Origin of the sequence: Glycocaulis alkaliphilus, assembly GCF_004000605.1 — a bacterium.
Taxonomy (GTDB): Bacteria; Pseudomonadota; Alphaproteobacteria; order Caulobacterales; family Maricaulaceae; genus Glycocaulis; species Glycocaulis alkaliphilus.
Map to the genome: position 1 here is coordinate 2225552 of NZ_CP018911.1, position 24879 is coordinate 2250430.

Genomic DNA, 24879 nt, shown 5'->3' on the forward strand with positions numbered 1-24879 from the left:
TACGTTTATCAAAATAGCAGGCGGGGGCAGCAGAGCTTTGGTAATTCAACCGGACCGCTTCTCACCTGACAGCGGGATGGGCCTTCGGCTCGCAGGAAAGGCGGATATCGGTGATTTCCGGCGGTCTTGATCAGATTTTTGAATGGCCGCGTCCGGTCAAGCGCGCAATCCTGACCGTAGTGGACGCCCTCTTCATCGCGGCGAGCTTCCTTGCCGCCATGACGCTGCGTCTGGATAGCCTGCACTGGATGGACGCGCCCCAGATCTGGATGGCGCTGGCGGTCACACTGCCCGTAACGTTACTGCTTTTCGACAGGTTCGGCATCTACCGGACGGTGGTGCGCTTTATCGGGGTCGATTCGCTGAAGGCTCTTGGTCTCGGCGTCATTCTCTCAGCCTTGTTCGTGTTCACAGCGAGCCATTTCTTCGAGTTGCTCGTGCCGCGCTCGGTCCCCTTCATCTACGCCCTGCTTCTCTTCATAACGGCAGGCGGCACGCGCTTCGCGGTGCGCTCACTCTTCCTTCAGCGCCGGTCATTGCAGAAGTCGCGCGTGATCATCTACGGCGCTGGCATGTGTGGCCGCCAGGTTCTGGTATCGCTGCAGCAGGCATCAGACTATCTGCCAGTTGCCTTTGTCGACGATGCGCCTGAGCTTCATGGGGCCCATATCGGCGGTCTGGAGGTGTTTCCGCCCCAGGCCATACCGCAACTGATGGCGTCCACCGGCGCAAAGATTGTACTTCTGGCCATTCCCAGCGCCACGCTCGCCCAGCGCAAACGCATCATCGCGCAGATGGAAGACCTGCCCGTACGGGTTCAGACCATTCCCGACATGACCGATATTGTCTCTGGGCGGGCCAATGTCAGCGAGATCAGACAAGTGGCCCCCGAGGACATGCTCGGGCGTGACCCGGTGCCCCCCGATCCCGCTCTCATGGGCGCCAATATCACTGGCAAGGTGGTGCTGGTGACTGGAGCGGGCGGTTCAATCGGCTCTGAGCTCTGCCGGCAAATCCTTCGGCAGAAGCCCAGCCAGCTTGCCCTGCTCGAGCAGTCAGAGATCGCGCTTTACATGATCGAGCGCGAACTGGATGCGATGGCCTCCAAGGAAGGGATCGACGTTGTCATCACGCCGCTGCTCGGCTCGGTCCAGCACGAAGGCAGGATAGGCACAGTCCTCTCCCGGCTGGGCGTGAACACGATTTTTCACGCCGCCGCCTACAAGCACGTCAATCTGGTGGAGGAGAACGTCGTCGAGGGCCTGCGCAACAACACGTTCGGCACATTGACCATGGCGCGCGCCGCCATTCAGGCGGGCGTAAACATGTTCGTGCTCGTTTCCACCGACAAGGCGGTACGGCCGACCAATATCATGGGCGCCAGCAAACGGATGGCAGAGCTTGTCTGCCAGTCGCTGGCCTCGGAACAATTGAACACCCGCTTCTGCATGGTCAGGTTCGGCAATGTTCTGGAGTCCTCGGGCTCTGTCGTACCGCTATTCCGCCGTCAGATTGCCGCCGGCGGGCCGGTAACCGTGACCCACCCGGAGGTCACCCGCTACTTCATGACCATCCCCGAGGCTTCCCAGCTGGTCATCCAGGCCAGTGCGCTTGCGCGGGGAGGAGACGTCTTCGTTCTGGATATGGGCGAGCCGGTAAAGGTCTACGACCTCGCCCGGCGCATCATCAGGCTCTCAGGCCTGAAGCCCTATGTCGCCGGCGAACGCGGAGCCGAAGCAGGCGATATCGAGATCGTTTTCGGAAAGCTGGGGCCTGCCGAGAAGCTGCACGAGGAATTGCTTGTATCGGACCATGCGAGGCCAACGCGCCACCCGCGGATCCTGACAGAGCCCGTAACCTCGATGGCCTGGAGCGAGCTTGAACCCGTACTGCACCGCCTGCGCGATGCCTGCGACGCATATGACATCACCAATATACGCAATATTCTGGTGAGCGCGCCGGCCGAGTATACCCCTGCCCCGCGCATCGCCGACCTGATGTGGCGACTGACGGCGCGCAACGCTGCGGCAGAATAACATGCCGGCCTCGCGCGGGTTACGCGGCAAGTGTTGACTATGCTGAGCGGATGGTCTGTACACCCCTGACACTTGCAAGGAAGCACGGGCCAGTCATGCCGGATATCGCCGATAACCTTAAAAAATATGCCGCCCGGTTTGGTGCAGGCGCCGGCGAACGCTCACGTCCCCTGTCACCGCACCTGAAAGCGCTGGAGGCTGAATCCATCCACATCATGCGCGAGGTTGCGGCAGAGTTTGCCAATCCCGTCATGCTCTACTCGATCGGCAAGGATTCAGCGGTCATGCTGCATCTGGCGCTGAAGGCGTTTTACCCCTCCCGTCCGCCATTCCCGCTGCAGCATGTCGATACGGGCTGGAAATTCCGCGACATGATCACCTATCGCGACACGCTGGCGAGCGCGCTGGGGCTGGAACTGCGTGTGGAGATCAATGAGGACGGCGTTAAACGGGGCATCAACCCGTTCGACAGCGGCTCAAACCTGCACACGCAGGTGATGAAGACCGAGGCGCTGAGAAACGCGATGAACCGCCATGGCTATGACGCGGCCTTCGGCGGCGCACGGCGCGATGAAGAGAAATCGCGCGCCAAGGAACGGATCTTCTCCTTCCGTGACGCCCACCATGCCTGGGACCCGCGCAATCAGCGCCCTGAGCTCTGGCGCACCTTCAACACCCGCATCAAGCAGGGCGAATCCATCCGGGTTTTCCCCCTGTCCAACTGGACTGAGCTGGATATCTGGCAGTACATCCTGGAAGACGATATTCCGATTGTCCCGCTCTATCTGGCCGCTGAGCGGCCCGTTGTCGAGCGCGGGGGCACCCTGCTCATGGTCGATGATGACCGTTTCCCGCTGCAGCCAGGCGAAACGCCGCAAATGCGCCGGATCCGGTTCCGCACGCTGGGTTGCTATCCGCTGACCGGGGCCATCGAGTCCGGCGCGGAGACACTGGAAGACATCGTGCTGGAAATGCTGACGGCGCGCACGTCAGAGCGCTCCGGCCGCCTGATCGACCACGACGAATCCGGGTCGATGGAAAAGAAAAAGCGTGAGGGATATTTCTGATATGGCCGAGGGGGACGCACGCAGCGCCGTGCTGAGCCGGCTCACGCGAGCGGGTGACAAGGGGGTTTTGCGCTTCATCACCTGCGGATCGGTGGATGATGGCAAGTCGACGCTGATCGGACGGCTGCTTTACGATTCCAAGCTGTTGTTCGAAGATCAGATCGCCACGCTTGAGCGCGACTCGAAAAAGCACGGCACGACCGGCGAGAACACGATGGATTTCGCGCTTCTGCTCGACGGGCTGGAAGCCGAGCGCGAGCAGGGCATCACCATCGATGTCGCCTATCGCTTCTTCAACACCGAAAAGCGCAAATTCGTCGTCGCCGACACGCCCGGCCACGAACAATATACCCGCAATATGGCCACCGGCGCGTCCACGGCCGATCTGGCCATCATTCTGGTCGATGCGCGCAAGGGCGTGCTCACCCAGACGCGCCGCCACACCTATATCGCCAACATGATGGGCATCCGCCACGCCGTGCTGGCGGTCAACAAGATGGACATGGCCGGGTATTCCCGCTCGCGCTTCCACGAGATCGTGTCGGACTATCTGCGTATCGCTGAAACGCTCGGCTTTGACACCATCACGCCGATACCGATCTCGGCCCTGCATGGCGACAACATCTTCGCGCCTTCAGAGGCCATGAGCTGGCATGATGGCCCTACCCTGCTGGCCCATCTGGAGAGCGTGGAAACCGCGACCGAGGAAGTGGCCAACCGGCCTTTCCGCATGCCGGTCCAGTGGGTGAACCGCCCCAATCTCGATTTCAGGGGCTTCTCCGGCGCCGTCACCTCAGGGCGGATCACCGCCGGTGACGAGATCGTCGCGGCCCTGAGCGGCAAGACGGCCAATATCGCGCGCATCGTGACCGCTGATGGCGACCAGTCAGAGGCCGTGGCCGGCGACGCGGTGACCATCGTGCTCGACCGCGATATTGACGTGTCGCGCGGCGATATTCTGGCCGATGCCAAGGCGCGCCCGGAGGTCTCCGGCCAGTTTGCCGCCGAGCTTTTGTGGATGGCAGAGGAGGAGATGCTGCCCGGCCGCTCCTATCTGCTAAAAGCTGGCGGGCAGGTAACACCGGCTTCCGTCACCACGCTCAAACACAAGCTGAACGTGAACACGTTCGAGAAGGAGCCCGGCACCAGCCTGAGGCTCAACGAGATCGGCGTGTGTACGCTGGCCACTTCCCGCGCCATCGCCTTCGACCCTTATGCCGACCAGCGCGATACCGGCTCCTTTATCCTGGTCGACCGTTTCACCAATCAGACGGTTGCTGCCGGCATGATCGAGTTTGGCCTGCGCCGGGCCAGCAATGTCCACACTCATGCGATGGATGTCGATCAGACCCGCCGCGCCGCCATGAAAGGCCAGAAGCCGTGCGTGCTCTGGTTCACGGGCCTTTCGGGCGCGGGCAAGTCCACAATCGCCAACCTGGTCGAGCGCAAGCTCGCCGAAGGCGGGCGCCACACCTATTCGCTGGACGGCGACAATGTGCGCCACGGGCTGAACCGGGATCTGGGCTTCACCGATGCAGACCGGGTGGAAAACATCCGCCGCATTGGCGAGGTGGCTCGCCTGTTTGTGGATGCCGGCCTGATCGTGACATGCTCCTTCATCTCGCCCTTCCGCGCCGAGCGCGCCATGGTCCGCGAGATGCTGGAAGCGGGCCGCTTCATCGAAGTGTTTGTCGATGCGCCGCTGGAGCTGTGCATGCAGCGCGACCCCAAGGGCCTCTACAAGAAAGCCCAAGCCGGCGAGATCAAGAACTTCACCGGCTTTGACAGCCCCTACGAAGCACCTGAAACACCCGAACTGCATCTTCGCACCGGCGAAATGTCAGCCGAAGAGGCCGCTGAACAGGTGATCGACCAGCTGATAAGACAAAGGCTGATCGGGTAGGAGTAGGAACAATCACTTTGGCGTAAGGATGGGAAGGTCGGTGTTGAACGCAGCGTTGAAGCGCTCAACGGCCTCCTTCAGCTCGGCACTGTTGGTCAGGAAATTCTGCTCCTCATCAGTGAGCTCGGAGCGCGCGGGCTTCCCGGTGACATTCAGCGTGGAGTTTCTGTTGCTGGTGCTGGCTAGCGCTTGTGCAGCGGGTTGCCGCGCATCGCCGCCGAATAATGGGCGATAGACGCGGTCAAACAGCCAGTCCTCGCGGGAAGCGGCATCCAGAAACGCATTAAGATGCAACAGGTGGATCTGCCACCCCCCATCCTTGCTCTCGTTCCAGGCCTTGAACTTCACAATAGATTGCAGGAGCGGCAGCAAGCGCTCCACATATTCTTCAACGTCTTTTCTCCAGCCACGGCTATGGAGAGAGAGGAAATTCTGATCCAGATTGCGGATACAGAAGAAGAAGTGCCGCTCGTTTTCGAATTCGCCGTATAGCTCGTTCATCAGCCGCCAGCGCTTCTCTATCTGAGGCGTCTTGAAGCCCACGACATGCCTGGACGTTAAGGCATTAAAATTGAAAGGCATTTGAGGGCTTTTGGCGTACATTCCCGTCAATGTCAGGGCGACACGATGCGAAGCAAACTTCTTCTGGCGGCCGCGCCCGCGAAGGGTACGCCGGCTCGTCTCTTCAGCATGATAGGCCGCCATCTCCTCGAGGGCGCCCTTCACCTTTGGCAGGGCGTAATGGCCCACTTCGCCAAACAGCTGTGTATCGGGGTGCGCCGATATCAGATCAGCAAAGTTCCGGGTCCCGCTGCGGGGACTCCCGCCAATAATGCACAGTTTGGGATCGTTCACCTTATGGCCTCCAAAGCATTAAACCCTTGGCCCGGGTACAGTTGTTCAAGTTCGCGCAGCAATGACCACAACTCGTCATCCTGTTGGCAGTACTGCCAATCAGCATCCGACAGAGCCGTCGGGCGCTGCTTTCCAGTCGCCTGCACAGTCGCGTTCCGGTTGGTGGTTTTGTGGAAAAGACTTAGGGCGTCGTCTGCGGACATTGGCAGCTGCAACGGTTCAAAGACGCGTGAACGCAGCCACTCCCCCTTGCTGTCCGATGCCAGGAACTGATCAAGGCTCAGTATCCGTATCGCCCATTCATCTCCCAGGCCATTAGCGCCGGACATTTCAACGAGCGCCTTCAGCGACCTCTTATAGTAATCAATGAAAGATTGAATGTCTGCCTTCCACCCCAAATTATAAACAGATAAAAATATATCCCGAAAATCTCTGTTGCAGAAGAAAAATACTTTATTAGCCTCGCCAACATCCAGTATATTTCTAATCTTACTAAATTGCCACTCCGCTCTCGGGGTTTTGAATCCGATAACGGCGCCGCTTCCTTTCACCTGAAAATGCTTGGGGTACTTGGCATAGAGGGCACAAATGGACACGGCCATGCGCGCAGTCGTTTCCGCGTCCAGCACGCTATCGTGCTTTAAGTGAAAGGCGCGCAACTGGCTGATTAGCTTGTCGATTTTAACAAACGCGTACCTGCCAATTTCACCCGAAATCTGCACATCAGGATGCTGATTAAGAATATCTGTGAACTGCCGGGTACCGCTGCGCTGATACCCTCCAACGACGCACACAGTGCTCATATTGCCCCCAACCTTAATCCGGCTACACCTGCAGCAAGCGTGCAACCAGCAAAGTATTTTGCCATCAAAGAAGACAAGCCACCCGGCACAGCAATCACACCGGCAGCTGTTGTTGTCCGGGAGCGATAGCCTTCTCCCGCTCGGTCTCGGGCAAGCTCACAAATTGATCCGAAGACAGGATGTCGAAGTCCTTGGCGATCATGCTCACCAGCTCCCGGTATTCCTCTGTCCGCTGATCATTCACATAATTGGCGATCTTTCCGCCCTCCTCGAACTCCAGCAATGACCATGAGTGGGTGAGCAGGTTGAGGAATTTACGTTTCTCCCCGCTCCGGTCCTGCAGAGCGTATTTGCGGTAGAGCGCTTTCACATTGTGTGCTCCGTCACGCTTCATAGGAAAGGCGAACGAAGCAAAGACGCTCTCATCACGCTGCTCCTCGGTCAGCGGAATTTCGATGATGCCGTTGGACCAGCGGTACGGGCCATCCAGCTCGGCAGGCTGCGCGCCTCGCCCCATGGCGGCAGATTTGTGGCTGGCGTTAAAGGAAAGCTGCAACCCCGCCTCGGCCATTGCTTCAATGGTCGCGCCGCTCCAGCGGAATGACCCGGCCCGGTAGGCAAGCGTAGGCCGTCCGGTAAGCTGCGCCAGCCGGTCCGCGAAGTGCTTCAGGACGAAGTGCGCCCGGCTCTTGTCGAACTCGTTCATCTGGGACGGCTCAGACGGCAAGTCGTGACGCGCCCCAAAACGCATCGGGCAAAATCTCCGGGTGAGCGTGAAGCTGCACGTCCTCCCCCGCATCACCAAGATAGCGGGCCACATCAGCGATCGACTCGCCGAACAGCTCTTCTTCACACATATCGAGAAAGAAGACGTGCCGGGCGCCAAACTCCTTGCCTATCGCCGCCATTTCCCTGATCCCGGCGCGCCCTTTTGGGTGCTCCCCCCAGATCAGCTTGTTGACGTGGCGGTTTTTCGCCCTGTAGCGCATGGCCTCGGTATCTACCGTCAGGAAAGCCAGCCGCGAGCCCAGCCGGTTTACCGCCGGACGAGCCGGGCGCGTTCCAAGCAAATTTGCATCCCGCTTGGGCGCGTACTGCGAGTAGGTTTGCCACTTTCCGGGATCAATAACGCCCCTGGACGCCAGGGCGGAAATGCCATCTGCCAGCTTATGTGCGGCCGCTTCCTTCTCCGCCTCCGTCAGACGGATTTTCTGCGTATTTTCTGACAGCTTAGTGCGGACGTAGGGCACCTCCTCAAACGGGAAGGCATCAATCTGCAGAAATTCTGAAAGGCGCCCCAGCAACTCGGCGCGCCTTTGTTGGAGATCCTCAAGCGCATAGATGAATAACCGCTTTCCGGGAAACGCGTTCTCGAAGCGCTCAAGCTGCATGTTGTAATCAGAGTACGCTAGCGCCTGAGCAAGAAACTTGGCTCTTGCCTTCGGGTTTTCAGGATCGACATATCCCTTGCCCGCATTGTGGACAAAGTGACTTTCGATCCGCTCGATCGGATCCCTCATGGCGTAGATAAAGGTGAAATCCAAGCCTGAGCGCCGCATCCGCTCAGGCACCCGCTTGATAAGGGGGTATTTGGTATAGTGGGTGGACGATTCCAGTCCGTATAGATGGGCTTGAGGATCGAACTTCGTCCATCCTGAGAGATACCAGCTCAGCCCTTTCTTCCAGTTCTCATCGCTCGAAAAGAAATGCGGGTCGTGCGCCTTCTCGTGGGGGCACAGCTGAGGGTGCTGGGACAGATAGCGCAGCATCGCCCGGGTCCCACACCGCATGCCGCCAATCATGACCAGTAGTTTGGCCGGTATAGCCTGTTTGGTTACGCTGGGTTGGGGCGGTGCGTCATTCATAGGATCTGACCTTGGCAGAAAAGTCGGAAAATGGAGGGCGCTACGCCCGTGCTATGGCTTCGCCCGCTTCCATAGTCGCCAGATTCAATGGCCGAGGCTACCGCCCCCTGTCAGTCAGCACCTTGCGGTAAACGTCTGCCACGCGGGCGCCCGCCACGTCCCAGGTGCGGTGGGCCAGCACCCAGCGGCGCGCCTCGGCGCCCAGACGTGCGCGCAAGGCCGGGTCAAGGATCAGGCGCTCGAGTGCATCGGCAAGAGCCTGGGTCGAGCCCTTGGCAAACTGCAGGCCGCGCTCCTCGTGCTCCACGATCTCGGCCAGCGCCCGCACATCCGACACGATCACGGCCTTTTCCATCGCCATGGCTTCAAATGGCTTCAGGGGCGACACGACCTCGCACACCTCCCAGGGTTTGCGCGGGAAAGGCGCGATGTCGACCAGCGAGTAATAGGCCTCCACCTCTTCGTGGGGCACCCGCCCCGGCGCGATGAATGTGTCGCCAAGCCCCGCTTTCTCGGCCCGGTAGATCAGATCGGGCGTTTCCTTGCCATCCCCGACCAGCAGGAGCCGGAAATCGATCCCCTTGCCGCGCAGGCGTGCGCACGCATCGATCAGATCATCAAGACCCTCATAGATCACGTGGGACCCGATATAGCCGATGACCGGCACTCCCGCCGGCACACCCAGCTTCGCGGCCAGCGCTTCATCGCGCGCCTGCGGCAGGAAGCGGGCGGCATCCACACTATTGTGAACCAGCGTGATCTGGGCCTCGTCCACGCCGCGCTCGATCAGCTCGTCCTTCATGGCCGAGGTCAGCGTAATCGCCGCGTCGGCTTCACGCGCGCAGACTGCCTCCAGCCGCGCCATGCCCCGGAACTGGGAGCTGCGGCGGAAGGCCGGCTCGCGCGATGCGCGCGTGATTTCCCAAAACCCCCTCGCCTCATAGATGAAGGGCACACCGCACCGGCGTGCTGCGATCAGGGCCGGGAAGCCGGTCATGTAGTTCGATGCAGCGTGAACCACCGCAGGGCGCACCTGGCGGATCAGCTTTTCAAACTCGTCGGCGGTCTTGTGGATGTATTCCGGCTCGGTGTGTTCGGGGCGGCCGAACACGGTGTTGTAAACATAGGTCACACCATCAATCTCGAGAGTCGGCGGTATGACCTCCGGAACGGACGGACCGAGATCAAGATCGTGCGGGAAACCCGGCCGTGTAGCGGGAACCACTTGAACGCCTGCCTTGATCAGCCCCAGGCAAATGCCATGGCTACGCGTAGCGTACCCTGCCGAGGCGTAAGGCAGAGCGTTGTGCAGGAAGTAAATGGCTTTCCCGCTATCAGGCTCGAACGCAGACTCGCCCGGCGCCCCAAGACGCGCCAGCTCGCCTTCAGCGTTTTCCCAGAGGAATTTCTTGTCGATCAGCTGGGCAACCTTCAGCACGTCCTCGCGGCCTTGCGCATCCTCGCGCGCACGCAGCCGCTCGATCAGCGCGCGGGCCTCGATCACCTCACCCCGGCGTGTCAGGAAGCGGGCCATCTCCACCATGTGCGACGGCGATGCATATATATCGATCGCCTTCGACAACAGCTCACGCTGGACATCTATATTGCGCAACGCGCCGGCAGCGGCGGCGGCATAACCGTAGAGCGCCGAGCGCGCATAGTCCGGCCGGCCCTCGCCGAGGCGGTCCAGCCATTCTTCCAGCTCCCGCATCTTGCCGGCGCTGATCTGTGAACGCGCGAACGCGCGAACGCGGGCACGGTCAACCGGCAAGATCGGCCCATACGGCGGACTGACGAGCACTGGCGCCCCGTCTTTTTCCGGAGCCGGCGCCCCGGCAAAGAGGGCCGCGCGCGCGGCCGCGCCGTCGGCAGGCGGGTTGACGGCCGTCTGGCGGAAACGGTTGCGCAATGTGCGTACCACCCCGCCCAGCCTGACCATCACATTGCGTCCCACACTGTCCTGCGCAGAGGAGAGTGCCAGCACGGCCTGGTTCAGAGCGATTACGTCCGCCGCCAGCCCGCGGCTGAGCTGATCGACCTCATTGAGCCGTACCTCGGCCTTACGGGCGCGGATTTCAGCGCTCTGCATCCGTCCCAAGAGGGACTCAACCGATATCTGGGTTGTCTCCAGACGATCTTGCACTTGCCAGCGGCTGAGCGGAGCCAGCCAATACAACTCCGGCAGAAGCGGGGCCAGCGCCACAGGGGCGTCGACGGGCTGGAAGCGATTGGACAGCCTTGGTGCGTGCTCCTCGGCAATCCCGGGAGCAAGCAGAGCCAGCCTACCATCTTCCTGCAGCATACGGTCAGCAAGCCTTGCAAACGCACGCCCGCCGACGTCAAAAAACACATCGCCCTTCTTCGGCGCCACCGTAACAATCAGCTCGAACAGGGCGCCGGAATTGGCGATATCCGCCAGTGCCTGCCCGCTGTCCGGCGACCACAGGGAAACGGCGAAACCTGCCTTGGCCAACGCGGCAGGGACCTTACTGCCCGGCTGGGCGCATACCAGCGCGGCGCGCTCACCCTTTGAATGGGCCGTGGCCGCGAAACCATCGGGTGCGTCCGGAACTGTTTCCATAACCTTGTCGCTCATATGTGTGACTGCCCTTGCAAATGCAGGCGAAGTGAACGCGTCGACGCCTCGAAAATGCGGGCCATTTCCGCGCTTCGCAGCGTCTACGATATTGGCCCCGGCTCACCGGAGCGAGGCAATAACAAATGCCGGTGAGCAGCGCGCTGAACACCGCGAAAATGAATATTCCCCCGTCTCGATCGACGTTTTGGTAACCATGGCGAGTTGCGCTGGCAAGTGCTGAACCGGCGTTCAGCCAAGATTTTCAGGGATACTTCCGGCCAGGCACATCACTGGTGCATCCACCGCGCTCCCTGACACCGCCGGCGCGTCCCGCAACCGGAAATGAGGCAGAAGGCAGAGTTGCCTCTTCTACCTCTTTTCGTGCCGCTCGATGGATTTGAGCTCAATCCGCCAACGCAAATTCACTGCACGGCCAGAGCGGCGCAAGGCAAGTGTATGGCAGGGCTCCAGCTGACGGTACGTTCGCGACCGCCAACCATAGCGAGGGTTGGTGGAGCCGTGATAGTGGTGAAGCCTCCCACCACTCCACGACACCCGGACCCTGGTCTTGCCACGCTTTATGATGATGGTTGATCGCCCGATCCTTTTGACGCTTGCCTCGCCATCAATCTGCAACAGACTTTCCGCCGCGTGCCGCGTGAAGTTTTCGACCGTGTCTTCAATTTCGATGAGAACGCCGGGCCGGTAAAGCAACCGTCTTGACTGGTGGAACAGGCTTGGACGATGCACTTCTCCGCTTAGCCGCAGACCATCCTCATCACAGGCTACGACGTCCTTGATGCCGGTCCCTGATTCCGGCCACTCGATTGAATCCGGGGCAGGCAACTGGGAGGCCAGCGAAACAGTATTGTGCGCCCGGCATGAAACAATGAACTGCCGCAGCTCATCCTTGTCATAACTGTACTTTCCAGCATCAATAAATAATGGCGCCACACTGTCAGACCACATGAATGAGAGGTCATCCGCATGCTTGTGTACACCGGAGAACGCAGACGCATGGAAAATAAATGATTCAGAGCTGCGCTTGGACATGACGTAGCCGTCACTCGACAAATCCGACAACTGGACCTTTTTTCCGGCAAGCACGGTCGAACGCGTCTTGTCGGTAACTTTGAACTTCTGAGGCGTACTGGTGTCCCCAATGGGGAGCAGGGTATTTCCAGCGCCGACAAACTTCTGCGTCAACGCATCGGCCTGCTTCAGCAGCATCGACAGCCGCTTGGTACGCAACGCCTTGGGAAGGCGCAGCAATTCGCGCGTTACAAACGCATGATACTCTGGAGAATGCTCCTTATGGATTCCGCGCGGCGTAAACCATTTGGCCGTCCTGTCTTCGAGGAACTCGCTCGCCAGTGCTCGCGCGGCGGCTCCGGCCTCGCCCCCTACGGCCAGGCCAGCCGCATAAAGCCCGACGATCTGAAACAGAGCGTGATTATTGTGCGCCAGAAAGTCCGGGTCGCTCAGCACAGCTATGTGTTCGCCTGCCAGCGCCCGTAACTTGTTCAGCTCATGCGTCTTTATCGGAAAGCCACCAACTTCGGCATGCTGTAACACGTAAGCGATGCGCGCCGCGCGCAGCCCGCATGCCATGTCATGGTTGGCAAATTCGCTTACCGTCCCCTCGATTTGTGCGCGCCTCCAGTCGAGTATCCACTTCAATGCGTACTCAAGTGGCTGCGGCTTGTCCGTTCGCAGGTGTTTGTCCAGCGCGGGGTCGATGGCCCTCAGCGCGTGCAGATTGAAACACCAGTTGCGATCGTTGAAAGGGTCCTGCTCCCAGTCTATCGGCGGCTTGAGATGAACAGGTTCGCCACCCTTGCGAAACATAACGCCGTGCCGCTTTGTCTTGCCAAACGGCCGGACAGTAAGCAGGAACAGCATGTCGCGCTTAATTGCAGTTTCCATCGTATCAGCGGCTTTTCCTGAACTGTCCCCGCGCCAAATGCTCCGGGAAGTTGGGCCTTGTCTGCAAGTCAGGCTGCTCATTGACCGTCCGGTTCATCCAGCGTGCCGGTGCCGTGCGCCCTCCCGGCATCATCATGGACTTGCGAAAGCCGCAATGCGCTGAGGAGGCATCTACTCGTCCAGACTATCCTCGATCTGCAAGCTGGTATCGGTTGGCCCCTCCAGCTCCGCTTTGGCCGCCAGAACGTCCTTCAGCTTGCCACTCATGCGCAGGACACCGCGATCCAGCCAGATCGCTTTGGTGCAGAATTTGCGGATTAGGCCGAGATTCTGCGAGGCCAGCACGAAGATACGGGACTGCTTGAGCATCCCTTCAACGCGCTTTCGCGCCTTTTTCTGAAACTCCGGGTCGCCGGCCCCAAACACCTCGTCGATCAACAGGATCTCCGGCTTGAGCGAACTGACAATCGAAAAGCCCAGACGCGTCCTCATGCCGGTGGAATAGGCGCTGATCGGCAGGTCGAGATAATTGCCAAGCTCGGAGAAGTCGGCGATCTCTTCGGCCAGCGCAGGAATGTCCTTCAGGGGCACATCGTACAGCATGCTGGCAAAGCGTATATTCTCCCAGCCGGTCGCTTCATTGCGCAATCCAAGCCCGGACGAGAACAGGCACGTCACCCGCCCCTGAACCTCCATATGTCCAGAGGAGGCGTGGTATATGCCCGCCAGAAGGCGCAGCAGGGTTGTCTTGCCGCTGCCATTGCGCCCGATAATGGCGACCTGCTCGCCATCGCGGATATGAAGGCTGATATTGTCCAGCGCAGCGATGCTCGCCTTGCCGGCGCCTTTGGTGATACGCGCTCCGACCAGCGCTTGTGCTGTCGACAGCTTCCCCCAGACGCCCGAATGACGCACGGGCAGGTCAAGACTGACATTCTCGAGGTGGATATAGGGCTTCTTGCTGGCCATTAGACAAGCGCCGAAATTCGGGGGCGGATAAGGCTGAACAGCACCACGCCAACAGCCCAGAACACAGCCAGGCAAGTAAAGACCACAAGATAATCCAGCATGTCAGGCATATTACCGCGCAACGGCTCACGCACGACGTTCAGAAAATAGGTGAACGGGTTGTAGGTCGAAATCATGCCCCGGAACCCGCCACGCGTTTCAGCGACCCAGAAAACAGGAGTCATGAAAAACAACAGCCGTGTCATCGCCGCAAGCGCCAGCACCAGATCGTGCACCACAACGCAGGCTGTTCCGACAGCAAGGGCAAGTCCCGTAAATGCAACGCTTACCAGGACAACGCCAGCGCACGCCACCAGAACTTCCAACACGCCCGGCCACTGATTGGTGTAGGCGATGGCAATCAGGATGATCGGGGCCGCGAAGAACGCCAGTATGATCTGCTTGTAAAAGAGCCGGAAAACGTAGAGCGAAATCGGATGGGGAACGTTCTTTATCAGCCCCGCCTGCTTGGAGAACGTCGTCGAACCATCAACTAGCCCGATCGAGATGAACTGGTAAACGGTCACGCCCGCAGCCAGATATATCGCGTAATCTACAACGTCCTGACCACGCAGATCACGGAAGAGGAGATACAATACGAGCACCAGCAGGCCGATTTGCAGGCTCGCCCAGACCAGCCCCAGATAGGAGCTGCGCAGTGGCATGACCGTATCGTTCCAGCTCAAGGCCAGGCCAAGCTGCCAGCGCTTGAGCCCCCCTGCGAGGTCCTGAAGCGGCGTGCGGATCATTTCGCGTCCAACTGCGGTGCGCCGACGGGAATTACGGTGAATTGCGCCGCGGCCAGCGCTGCCCGGTCAACAAGGCTCCGGCCATCCGCAACGACGGCTCCGGCCATACCGGCAAAGGCCTGGGGCCCGAGCCCGCGATAGTCAGAATGGTCTGTCATGATGATAGCCGCGTCGGCCCCTTCCAGCGCTTCTTCCAGATTGGCGCTGATCGGTATCTCCCGGCCGCCATGGAGCCGGAACCGCGATACATACGGATCGTGTACGGCATAGCTGACGCCATCTGCCTCCAGCGCATGGATAAGGTATTCGGCCGGCGTGTCACGCGCATCATCCAGATTGCCGCGATAGGCTGCACCCAGGATGGCGACCTTGCGGATGGTTGCACCCGTTGCCTTCACCCGGCTCCAGATGCGGGCCGCCTGATTATCATTGATATTGCGCGACTGGAGCAGCAATCCGGTCTCTTCCGGGAAACCGTCAATCAGGAACCACGGATCAACCGGAATACAGTGCCCGCCCACACCCGGCCCCGGCGTGTGTACGTTCACTCGCGGGTGCCGGTTGGCCAGCGCGATCACCTCGTTGACGTCAATCCCGGCAGCCTCGGCAATATGACCAAACACATTGGCCAGCGCGATATTCACGTCCCGATAGGTGTTCTCCATCAGCTTGGAAAACTCGGCCGTTGCTGATGTCGTTCTCAGCTGGGGGCCTGTACAGAAGCGCGCATAAATGGCGCTGGCACGTTCAGCAGCGCGCGGTGTCAGGCCGCCGATGATCCGGTCATTCTCGACAATCTCTGAAATGGTCGAGCCGGGAAACACACGCTCGGGGCAGTAGCAAAGGTCAAGGTCTTCACGAATGTCAAACCCTTGCGCCGCCAGCTCTTCGCCGACCGTAAATTCAGTCGTGCCAATCGGGCTCGTTGACTCAAGAATGACCAGATCGCCCTTTTTGACGTGCTTGGCCAGCGCGCGTGTAGCAGCGCGCACAATGGAAACATCGGACTTCTTGTCATCGGTAACGGGCGTAGGCACGCAGATGATAAAGACGTCACCGGCCTCAGGCTGGCTGGTGGCCTTGAAGCGGCCAGATGCCAGCGCATCCGTCACGAGCTGGACAACCTCGGGTTCACCGATCGGGCAGCGGCCGGCATTGAGCGCGTCAAGCGTATCAGGATTGATGTCCACGCCATGCACATCAAAACCGGCTTTGGCCATGAGGGCGGCTGTGGGCAATCCGACATAGCCGAGCCCGATTACAACGATTTTGTTGTCACTCATAATCAGTCCTTGAATTCAAAAGCCGGGAAAAATTGACCCGTTATGGCTGGAAGGGCACGTAATCGCGTCCGGTCAACACATCACAAATGCGTTTTGACGCCAGCCCGTCTCCGAACGGATTGGGCGTATCGCGCGCCGTGAAACGTTCCGGATGAGCAAGCAATTCGTGGGCCCGTTCAACCATCCGCTCCGGGTTGTTGCCAACCAGTTCGCACACCCCGGCGTCCACCGCTTCCTGGCGCTCTGTGGTCTGGCGCATCACCAGCACCGGCACACCAAAGCTGGGGGCCTCCTCCTGGATGCCGCCGGAGTCCGTGCAGATGACCGCGGCCCCCAGCATCAGGCGAACAATCTCGGGATAGCTCACCGGCTCAGTTAGCTGGATGTTCGCCTTGCCGCCAAGATGGGCCCGCGCCGCCTTTTGAACATTCGGGTTGAGGTGAACCGGGTAGATGAAGTCCACGTCCGGGTTCATTTCGGCCAGACGCGCCAGCGCGCCAAACAGGGCGTCAAACGCCGCCCCGTGATTTTCGCGCCGGTGCCCCGTGATGAGGACATAGCGCCGGTCGCGCGCCGTCACGTTCGTCTGCTTCACCCGTTCAGCCGTGCTCAGCAGCGCATCGACAACCGTGTTGCCGACAATATGCACAATACCCTGCCCCTTTTCGTCTCGAACGGCAGTGGCCGCACGCTGCGTGGGACAGAAATGCCAACGGGTGATCCGGCTGACCAGTTGCCGGTAGCCCTCTTCCGGGAAGGGGTGTTCAAGATCGTAGGTCCGCAAACCCGCTTCGACGTGACCAAACGGGATCTGGCGGTGGAATGCAGCCAGCGCAGCGGCAAAAACGGTTGCCGTATCGCCTTGCGCCACCACGGCATCAGGCTTGTGCTCCAGGATCAGCCCGTCCAGCCCCTTCATTGCCTGCGTGACAACGTCGGTCAGTGTCTGGTTGGGCGTCATGATTGCCAGGTCATGGTCCGGCGTAATGCCGAACCAGTCGAGCGCCGTGGCGACCATCTCGCGGTGCTGCCCGGTCGAAACGAGGATCGGCTCGATATCGGGATCTGCGCGCATCGCTTCGATCACCGGGGCAAGCTTAATCGCCTCGGGCCGCGTGCCCAGAACTACCAGAACCCTCATACCGGCCCCTCATCTTCGCCATTGCGCGGTAACTATCCTAGTGCCATGTCATACGCAACAGCTTACGCGTGACCCGCGGTGCGCAGCCAGAACAGAGTCGATGACAAAGCAAGAATCCGAGGCCGATCCGTTAGCGGATGATGCTCCTGACTCAAGCGTTTCAGCCCGCGAACAAATGGGATGGCTTCTCGCCAAGGCGGCAATATCGCCCAGGCAAGCACCCGGGCATTTGTTCACGGCGGCCAGGATATTCCTGGTGTTCATGCGCAGCCGGCGCCGCTTTGTGCGTATATTGAGAGAGCGCCGTAGCGAACCGGTCTTTCACAGCCTGCTCTCCATTGAACCACAGATTTCGGCGCACCTTTCCATCCCGGAGCTGCGTCAGCTTGCAGCTCTGGCCCGTCATAACGATCCCTCAGCGCTCATAAACCAGCTCCTGCATGCACCGTCCGCTCAAGAGAGCTTGCCGCTGACGGTGCGGGCAAAGCTCACCCGCTTCAACGAATTCATGATGGCCGCAGCAGGCAGCTTCCTTGAGCTGCCCGCCTCACCGGCAACTGCTCCGGATAGTAAGGGCCGCGCGGTTGTAATGGCATTTCACTCAGGCGCCCCGCTCGTCATCAATGGCTATGCCGCCCGCTCGGACGAGATGATCGCGGCTGCCGAGGCCGCGGGCTGGCAGCCAAAGCCGGTCTTGCGTCTGGGCTACCCACAGGAACTGAACCGCTTCAGGAGCGAACCGGCAACCGGCACCGAACTGGTGAATGACCGGGAATGGCGGCGCCTGCCGGACGACCGTCTGGGGCTGCTCACGCGCGGACTGAACGACTATGTCGAAGCCTATGCCCGCCGTCTCGCTGACGTGTCACACGACACCGGAGCCAGCATCATTCATGCGGCATCGAACTATGTGAACGGGCTTGCCGCCTCGTATGCGGCCAGGCTGGCTGGCAAGAAGAGCATCTACGAGGTGCGTGGCCTCTGGCATGTCACCAAGGCTGCACAAGGCAGCCGGATCGACAGCGACATCTTCTATCAGGGTGCTGATGCCCTGGAGGTGGAGGCCGTACGCCGGGCAGACGCAGCCATCTGCATAAGCGGGGCCGTACGGGAGTATCTCGCCGCAAGAGGAGCCGACACAGCGCGTATCAGTGTTATCCCGAACGCTGTGTGCACCCGCCATTATGCGCCGAGAGAACGGAACCCGGCACTTGCGCGCAAATGGGGTCTCGATCCGGACCGCATCACCGTCGCCTATTTCGGGAGTTTTGCGCCGTATGAAGGGCTTGAAACACTGGTGGACGCGCTGGAACTGGCCAGCAGCGGCGGCGCGAACATTCAGGCCCTTTTTGTCGGCGGCGGTCCGGCAAAGGATGCCATCCGCCAGCAGATCGGCCGCGCTGGCCTTGCTGCCCGCGTGCAGCTTGCAGACCATGTTCCGCGCAGCGAGATCGCGCAACTGTACAGTATCGTCGATATTGCTCCCGTCCCGCGCATTGACCGTCCCGTCACGCGGCTGGTCCCTCCAATAAAGCTTGTCGAGGCCATGTCGAGCGGCGTCAGCCCTGTTGTGTCGGCGCTTGCGCCCCTTACCGAGATAGTCGAGCACGAGCGCACGGGCCTTGTAGTCCCGCCCGGAGACGCCAATGCTCTGGCTACCGCCATCACCCGGCTGGCAGGAGACACGCCCCTGCGGTTACAACTGGCGGCTGCAGCACGCGCAGAAGCCGAGGCACGGTTCAGCCGCGAAATCGTGGCGGCAGCGCTAAACGCCGTCTATGCAAAGGTACTTGAGCAATGACTGGCCCCGGCCCATCGAAAGACCGGAACCCGGAGCGTATTGCAGAACTCGAAGCGGAGCTCGAGCGGCTGCAATCCTCTGCGCGGTTCCAACTGGGCGACCTGCTGATCAGCCTGCGCTCGCCTGCCAGCTGGCTTCAGGCTCCGTGGCGAGCCACACGCATAACCCGTTCACTGGTAGCCCGCTCCGGATCCAGGCGTCTGGCGATTGCGCTGGAGTGGGGTGCAGGTGACAGGACATTCCCGGACATCGCTGCCCTTCCCCCCGCCGAACGCCGCGCCCTCGCACGCATCTGTGCAGGCCGGGCAGCGAGTGCGCTACCATCGTCCAGCTCACTGGAAGATCTGGCCGCACTGGTGAGCGAGCTTCGCGGATACGCGGAAAATCCGGCGGCACTGTTCGCACAGGGCGCCGCACACACCCCGCAACCACGCCCCTCCAACAGCCGGGTCTTGTTTGTAGTGCGTAGTGCGCTCCCGGCGGTACGCAATGGCTACGCCTTGCGCACTCACGCGCTGGCACGCGCGCTCACCCAGGCCGGTTGGAGTGTCTGTGTGGCCGTGCTTGACCAAGCTGACGGCACGCAGACGGACATTGACGGCGTGATGTATCGCGGCGCCGGAACGCACGCCACAAGGCTTGGCCCCGAAGCCTGGATTTCCGCCCGCGTGGAGAAAGTATCCCGCATCGCGGCCAGCTTCGAGCCGGACATCATCCATGCGGCTTCAAACTTCCTGTGTGCAGCGGTCGCCAGCCGGGCGGCAGCTGTCCACGGAACAGCGTGGACCTATGAGGTGCGCGGCCTCTGGCACATCACGCGCAGCAGCGTTGAACCGCGCTTTCCCGGCGGTCCGGGTTTCGCCTTTCAGAACAACGCCGAGCGCGAGGCTATCCGGCAGGCAAAATGCGTCTTCACCAACGGACCAGCTCTTGAGAATTGGGCGAGAGAGGGCGGAGCGCAACAAACCGTCAGCATCCCCAACGGCGCATCGGACCGGCCAAAGCCCGATGATGCGGCTGTCCAGACGCTGCGCCTGAACTGGGGTGCGAAGCCGGACATGCCGGTCATCGGCTATCTGGGAAAACTGACCAGCTATGAAGGCCTCCCGATACTGATGGAGGCCAGCGCCACGCTGACCAGACGCGGCATTCAGCATAGGCTGGTGATTGCAGGGGATGGCCCTGAGCTGGGCAGTTTGCGGCAGGCAGGTGGCGCCCGCCCCGATGTGGTGTTTACAGGTTTGCTGGACGACGGCGATGCCTGGACGGCGGCCCATGCATTCAACATCCATGCGGTTCCGCGGCTGGACCGGCCCGTGACCCGTCTGGTGCCCCCCTTGAAACCGCTTGATGCCATGGCCGCCGGACGCGCCCTCGTCGTGTCCGACCTGCCGTCCATGGCGGACATTATCGCTGCCGGAGCGGGCATTGGCTGCAAGGCAGGCGATACGAAAAGCCTGGCCGCAGCCCTTGCGCGGCTCATTGCAGACGAAGCGCTCCGGGCCTCAACGGGCGAGGCGGGGCAGCGTCTGGTGCGCGAGCAGCGCAGCTGGACTCAGGCCGCAAGCAAGCTGGCTGAGAACTGGCGCGGGATCGCCGCCGCGCCCTGAGGACCACATTCTGATGTGTTTCACCCGGACTGGCTGACACTCCCCCCGCCGGCTTCCATCCATGACCGCAACTGCACGCCGGTCTCCTCAGACGTGGGCGGGACAGGCAGCACAATACCTTCCTCCTGCCCGGCGAGAACCGCCGGCGCGTTCACGCGCTGCCAGCCCGCCTCGGCCACCCAGTTGCCGCCGCCCATCACAAGCACGGGAACTGCGCTGGCGGCATACTCAAAAAGCTTGCCGGGCACTGCAGGGCTGTCCGGCGCGGCAAAGACAATGCCCAGATCGGCAGCGGCCTAAAGCTCCCGCGCGCGGGCAAGCGGCAATACTCCATGCAATACGATCGTGTCGCCCAGCCCGGCATTGGCAGCCGCAGCCTGCTCAGCCTGTGTAAGGCGCCCCGCGAGATGCACAACAAGGCCGCCATTGAGAGACTTTGCTTCCCGCACCATGTCGATGAAGCTCTCTATCCGCCGGTTTGGGTCTGACAGGCTGAACGAGCCTGTGTGTACGGCATGACGCGAGCTGTCCTTCAGTTTCATTGTGCCGGGGGCTGGATCAGCGGCCTGCGGCAATACACGCCGCTTTTGCACTGTGCCCGGCGCCAGCCCGGCCAGCTCTTCGTCGATACGCGCGTTGACACTCGTCACCAGGTCAGCCGCGCCGAGATAGCGGCGAGCCCAGTGCCGCTCAATGACGCGCCTGAACGCGCTGTGCCGGATCGGGCGAAGCGGGCTGTCAAGCCAGTGGTCGCGAAAGTCTGCGAGCCACCGGCATCCCAGCTTGCGCTGCAGGATCAGACCACACTCGTGAATGGATTCCGGCGGCGCGCTGGTGATGACCCAGTCAGGCTGCCAGCCGGCTTGAAGTGCGGCCCCCGCGGCACGGCGAGCCCAGCGAACATCGGGGTCGGGCAACAATAGCCACTCACGCAAATAATCCTTGAGCCGGGGCGGTGCCGGCGGACCTTGCGGCGGTGAGACGTTGGGATGATGCACTTCATAATCAACATCCCCGCCGCCGCATTCCGATTGGGGCGCAACCACCCGCACCTCGGCCCCGACTGCGCGAAGGCCCGCCGCCATGGTGTATGCCCGCCGCGATCCGCCCGAAACCGTTGGCGGAAAATGTCTGGCGATCAGCAGAATCTTCATCGTCAATGCCCCTTATCCGGAGCCTAGCTCTGCCGTGCTTTGCCGCGTTACGCCAGCACCAGCCGGCTCTCAGGCGATGGCACCGATCCAGAACGCGTATTTCGTATCGCCAAACTCCTGGCTGACACGCACGTCAACAGGACTGGCATCGGCGTGAGACGAGCGGATGCAGGACGGGCTGACGCCAAAGCGCGCACGGAAGCAGCGCGAGAAATGCGCCGCATCTGCAAAGCCCCAGGCATAGGCGATGTCGGCGATCTGGCGGTGCTGGCTGGCGGGCGAGGCAAGATCTGTAAAAGCCCGGCGCAAGCGCATTTCCCGGATATAGCAGGCAATCCCGCCACACGGCTCGAAAAGCCGGTACAGCCGGGCCCGCGACACACCGGCGGCATGGGCGACCCGTTCCGGCCCCAGCGAGAGCAGAGACAGATTGTCCTTTATGTAGGTCTGGGCCTTGAGCAATAGCGTATGATCGGCGATGCCGGGCGGGTCTTCCACCGGCACCATGCTGCCATTCATGGCCAGTGCCGCCAGCTCGACCAGCGGCTGCGCGGCAGTAGGAGCTTCGGCCAGCGATAGCCCGCCCGACACCTGGCAAAGAGACACGATGTAGTCACGCAAGAGCCGCCCGGCGCCGCTATCGGAATCGAACACGTGTCCATGTACACTGTCCGGCGCTTTCAGCAGCGGTGCCAGCCGCCGGCGCGGTATGAACACGTTCAGGATTTCATAGTCGGTCGTGCGCGAGCTGAATGTGTCCCCGTGATCGAGCACCACGAAGTCTCCTGCGCCGGCGCCAATGCACCGCGACCCGCACTCCATCTCCACCGAACCGCGCAAGAATACGTGAATCTGATAGTGATCGATGCCGTCACGCGCGATACGCGCAGCCGAACGCGAAAAGCGCTGAGCCCCAAGCCGGCAATGATTGATCACGATCCCGTCGAGCAGAAAGCTGTCCACGCGCGCACAAAAGCGCTCTTCCGATGTCCGGTCATGCGGGCTGACATCAAAAACCACACCGATATTCTCGCGCCACGCAGCAAATCTGCCCGCAGGCGCGATGCCGCGCGTATTGAAATACGACGTTTCGATCAACCCCATCGCCAGTAAACCCCGCCCCGTCACATATGGCCAAGTTCACCATACACGAAAACGTCACAGGACCAGACAAAACCTGCAAATCAGCCGCGTGAAGAGGGGCTGACCGTCAGAACCGGCGGCAAGCTACTTTCTCTACTGCCTTATGTACTCCAGCGCCGCACAGACCTCATTGTGACGCGTCCTGTGGGTATTGCGGTCATCAGGATCGCGCTCGGCCTTCTGCCTGAAGTTGGGCTCCAGTCTTTCAGCGCTCTACGGGTCAGTCGAGGCCACACGTCCCGTTATAGCCGGCATGCTGCCACTGCCAGGCAGGGACGGTGTCGCCCCGAGGCAGGAAGGTGATGGCATGGCGGGCGTCGCCGCGGCGCACCTGCAAGGTCAGTGTGGCGTACTGGTCGGCCTGAATGGAGTCCTGCGGCACCGGCACCAGCACCTCATCCCCTTCCCGCAACCCCGCGCGATAGGCTTCTGAGGCTGGGTCGAGCCCGCGAATGATGCGCGGGCTGGCGTTAAGAGAGGCAGGCTCAAACCCCAGATCAAAACGCCTGAAATCGTGTTCCACGCGTTCAAAGCAGGGGCCGAACGCATCAGAGGGCGGTGTCATTACCGCACCCGCCATCATCGCCCCATGAAGGCTGACCCCCTCCTCGCCCAGCTCGGCGCGGAGCAGTTCGACCCAGCCCGCCTCGTCCATCGCGCGGCCCTCATGCCGGGCCAGAATCGTCTCGAACACCAGATCGTCCACGCTGCGCGCACCGCCCGGCCGCTCACGGATCAAGGCGTCGAGCACCGCCAAATACATTGCGCCCCGGTCATAGGGCAGCACGCGGATTCGGGTGTCTTCCCAGAAGCGAGCGGCAATCTCGCCATTGGGCGTATCGATCAGCGCGTTGGTGAAATAGCGCGCGGCAGTGCTATTGAGATCGTCCAGAAACGCCTCCGCCCCGATCATGCCCGCCCGCCAGGGCAGAAGGCGCTGGTAATGGACGGCTACGCCTTCGGAAAACCAGGCATTGTCCGGTCCCTCCAGCCCGCCCGCCCATGTGTGGACCATCTCATGGGCCAGCGTCGATTTCAGGCTGTCGGCACGGGTTGCGTCATTGAAGGTGACAAGGAAGGAGTTGATCATGGCTATCCCGCCCCCGGCATTGACCGGGTTATGGCGCAGGAAGACGCGGTAGGGCGCGTCATCGCCTGCGGGAAAGAAGTCATCCATCCAAGCATGCAGGCGAGCCGTCCAGCCCATGAGTTCGTCCGCATCGAAGGGCGGATCACCCAGCCACGCCGCCGCAAACCGGCCGCCCTCCTCGCCCGCAGGCTGATACCTGTTCAAGGGGCCTGCCATGAAGAAGGCCCGGTTCAGGCGCGAAACCGAACCGGCGGGCAGCACTACATCCCCGTCACCGAAACTGCCTGACGCGCTGGCATGAGCGCCCAGCGCCGAGACATCCCAGTTGAGCGTGATGCCGTAATCGCGCCCATCCGCAGGAAGCGCCAGAAAGGCCCCGCCCGCCCCGGAGACGCCGCCACCTTCGGTGCGCAAATCATAGGGCGGGGCCGCCCCGCGCGCGGGCAACGCATTGGTGACAGGCGCACGGTAACGCACCCTCACCTCGCCCGAAACCTCGCGCTCCGGCAGCCAGCGGCGAAAGGCCACCAACCCATCAGGCTCGTCTTCGACTGTCAGCGCGAGCGGGCCGAGCGCATCGCTAACCTCAAAACCCGTCATCGTGGCGGCCACGGTGTCGACATTGGCGTAGATGCGTGCCAGCGCCAGCAACGGCGCGTCCGGCCCGTTGCCCCCGGCCTCGAAGCGTATGTCCACATCGATATGGGTGACATCCCCGCCCGGTGCCTCTGCGCCCGGTAACAGGCTGACATGCAGCGCCGGCTCTCCGGCCCGCGCATCGCCTGTACCGGCAAGACAGGCAAGCAGGAGGCCGGCAAGGAGACAGCGGAAGAGATCGATCATGGACATGGCCTCTGGCAAGGGCGT

19 protein-coding genes are annotated in these 24879 nt (G+C 61.4%); 5 read left to right on the top strand and 14 right to left on the bottom strand.

Annotation, left to right across the window (positions count from 1 at the left end):
* Positions 1-110: 110 nt before the first annotated feature.
* From X907_RS10600 to cysN, 3 genes are all read left to right on the top strand, one after another.
* Entirely contained in the window at positions 111-2036 is a 1926-nt protein-coding gene (locus X907_RS10600) for a polysaccharide biosynthesis protein (RefSeq protein WP_233352316.1), read from the top strand.
* A 215-nt stretch (positions 2037-2251) separates the two neighbouring features.
* A complete protein-coding gene (cysD, locus tag X907_RS10605) occupies positions 2252-3103 on the top strand; it encodes a sulfate adenylyltransferase subunit CysD (protein WP_233352584.1) in 852 nt (283 codons plus the stop codon).
* Position 3104: 1 nt separating this feature from the next.
* A complete protein-coding gene (cysN, locus tag X907_RS10610; RefSeq protein ID WP_127567802.1) occupies positions 3105-5006 on the top strand; it encodes a sulfate adenylyltransferase subunit CysN in 1902 nt (633 codons plus the stop codon).
* A gap of 12 nt (positions 5007-5018) precedes the next feature.
* Here the strand turns inward: cysN and X907_RS10615 are convergent, their stop codons facing one another.
* The 10 genes from X907_RS10615 to wecB all read right to left on the bottom strand — a co-directional run bounded on the left by X907_RS10615 (position 5019) and on the right by wecB (position 17214).
* Positions 5019-5861 carry a hypothetical protein gene (locus X907_RS10615; RefSeq protein ID WP_127567805.1) on the bottom strand — a complete coding sequence of 281 codons (843 nt, stop codon included), beginning with the start codon at positions 5859-5861 and terminating at the stop codon, positions 5019-5021.
* Positions 5858-6664, bottom strand: coding sequence for a hypothetical protein (locus X907_RS10620; RefSeq protein ID WP_127567807.1), 807 nt, complete (start codon positions 6662-6664; stop codon positions 5858-5860). Before X907_RS10620 ends, X907_RS10615 begins: the two co-directional genes overlap by 4 nt.
* A 94-nt stretch (positions 6665-6758) precedes the next feature.
* A complete protein-coding gene (locus X907_RS10625; protein ID WP_170175530.1) occupies positions 6759-7391 on the bottom strand; it encodes a polysaccharide deacetylase family protein in 633 nt (210 codons plus the stop codon).
* Positions 7381-8529 carry a sulfotransferase domain-containing protein gene (locus X907_RS10630; protein WP_127567811.1) on the bottom strand — a complete coding sequence of 383 codons (1149 nt, stop codon included), beginning with the start codon at positions 8527-8529 and terminating at the stop codon, positions 7381-7383. Before X907_RS10630 ends, X907_RS10625 begins: the two co-directional genes overlap by 11 nt.
* A gap of 97 nt (positions 8530-8626) precedes the next feature.
* Entirely contained in the window at positions 8627-11125 is a 2499-nt protein-coding gene (locus X907_RS10635) for a glycosyltransferase family 4 protein (RefSeq protein WP_127567813.1), read from the bottom strand.
* A 351-nt stretch (positions 11126-11476) separates the two neighbouring features.
* Positions 11477-13033, bottom strand: coding sequence for a heparinase II/III domain-containing protein (locus tag X907_RS10640; protein WP_170175532.1), 1557 nt, complete (start codon positions 13031-13033; stop codon positions 11477-11479).
* Between the two features lie 171 nt (positions 13034-13204).
* Complete coding sequence (locus tag X907_RS10645; RefSeq protein ID WP_127567817.1) at positions 13205-14002, bottom strand: ABC transporter ATP-binding protein; 798 nt, start codon at positions 14000-14002, stop codon at positions 13205-13207.
* Positions 14002-14790 carry an ABC transporter permease gene (locus X907_RS10650; RefSeq protein WP_127567819.1) on the bottom strand — a complete coding sequence of 263 codons (789 nt, stop codon included), beginning with the start codon at positions 14788-14790 and terminating at the stop codon, positions 14002-14004. Before X907_RS10650 ends, X907_RS10645 begins: the two co-directional genes overlap by 1 nt.
* On the bottom strand, positions 14787-16073 hold the full coding sequence (locus tag X907_RS10655) for a nucleotide sugar dehydrogenase (protein ID WP_127567821.1): 1287 nt from the start codon (positions 16071-16073) through the stop codon (positions 14787-14789). The genes X907_RS10650 and X907_RS10655 overlap by 4 nt, the downstream gene beginning before the upstream one ends.
* Positions 16074-16113: 40 nt before the next feature.
* The gene (gene wecB / locus X907_RS10660; protein WP_127567823.1) at positions 16114-17214 is read right to left on the bottom strand and encodes a non-hydrolyzing UDP-N-acetylglucosamine 2-epimerase; all 1101 of its coding nucleotides are present in this window, start codon (positions 17212-17214) and stop codon (positions 16114-16116) included.
* Positions 17215-17476: 262 nt separating this feature from the next.
* On the opposite strand from wecB, the gene X907_RS10665 reads away from it, so the two are divergent.
* Positions 17477-19015: a glycosyltransferase gene (locus X907_RS10665; protein WP_170175533.1), complete on the top strand. Its 1539-nt coding sequence runs from the start codon at positions 17477-17479 to the stop codon at positions 19013-19015.
* The gene (locus X907_RS10670; RefSeq protein ID WP_127567827.1) at positions 19012-20625 is read left to right on the top strand and encodes a glycosyltransferase; all 1614 of its coding nucleotides are present in this window, start codon (positions 19012-19014) and stop codon (positions 20623-20625) included. Before X907_RS10665 ends, X907_RS10670 begins: the two co-directional genes overlap by 4 nt.
* Before the next feature lie 20 nt (positions 20626-20645).
* On the opposite strand, the gene X907_RS10675 is transcribed toward X907_RS10670, so the two are convergent.
* The 4 genes from X907_RS10675 to X907_RS10690 all read right to left on the bottom strand — a co-directional run bounded on the left by X907_RS10675 (position 20646) and on the right by X907_RS10690 (position 24855).
* The gene (locus X907_RS10675) at positions 20646-20873 is read right to left on the bottom strand and encodes a hypothetical protein (RefSeq protein WP_127567829.1); all 228 of its coding nucleotides are present in this window, start codon (positions 20871-20873) and stop codon (positions 20646-20648) included.
* A 48-nt stretch (positions 20874-20921) separates the two neighbouring features.
* The gene (locus tag X907_RS10680) at positions 20922-21779 is read right to left on the bottom strand and encodes a glycosyltransferase (protein ID WP_127567831.1); all 858 of its coding nucleotides are present in this window, start codon (positions 21777-21779) and stop codon (positions 20922-20924) included.
* A 69-nt stretch (positions 21780-21848) separates the two neighbouring features.
* Positions 21849-22877 carry an AraC-like ligand-binding domain-containing protein gene (locus X907_RS10685; RefSeq protein WP_170175534.1) on the bottom strand — a complete coding sequence of 343 codons (1029 nt, stop codon included), beginning with the start codon at positions 22875-22877 and terminating at the stop codon, positions 21849-21851.
* A gap of 265 nt (positions 22878-23142) precedes the next feature.
* Positions 23143-24855, bottom strand: a complete 1713-nt coding sequence (locus X907_RS10690) for a M61 metallopeptidase family protein (RefSeq protein WP_127567835.1) — start codon at positions 24853-24855, stop codon at positions 23143-23145.
* Positions 24856-24879 lie beyond the last annotated feature (24 nt).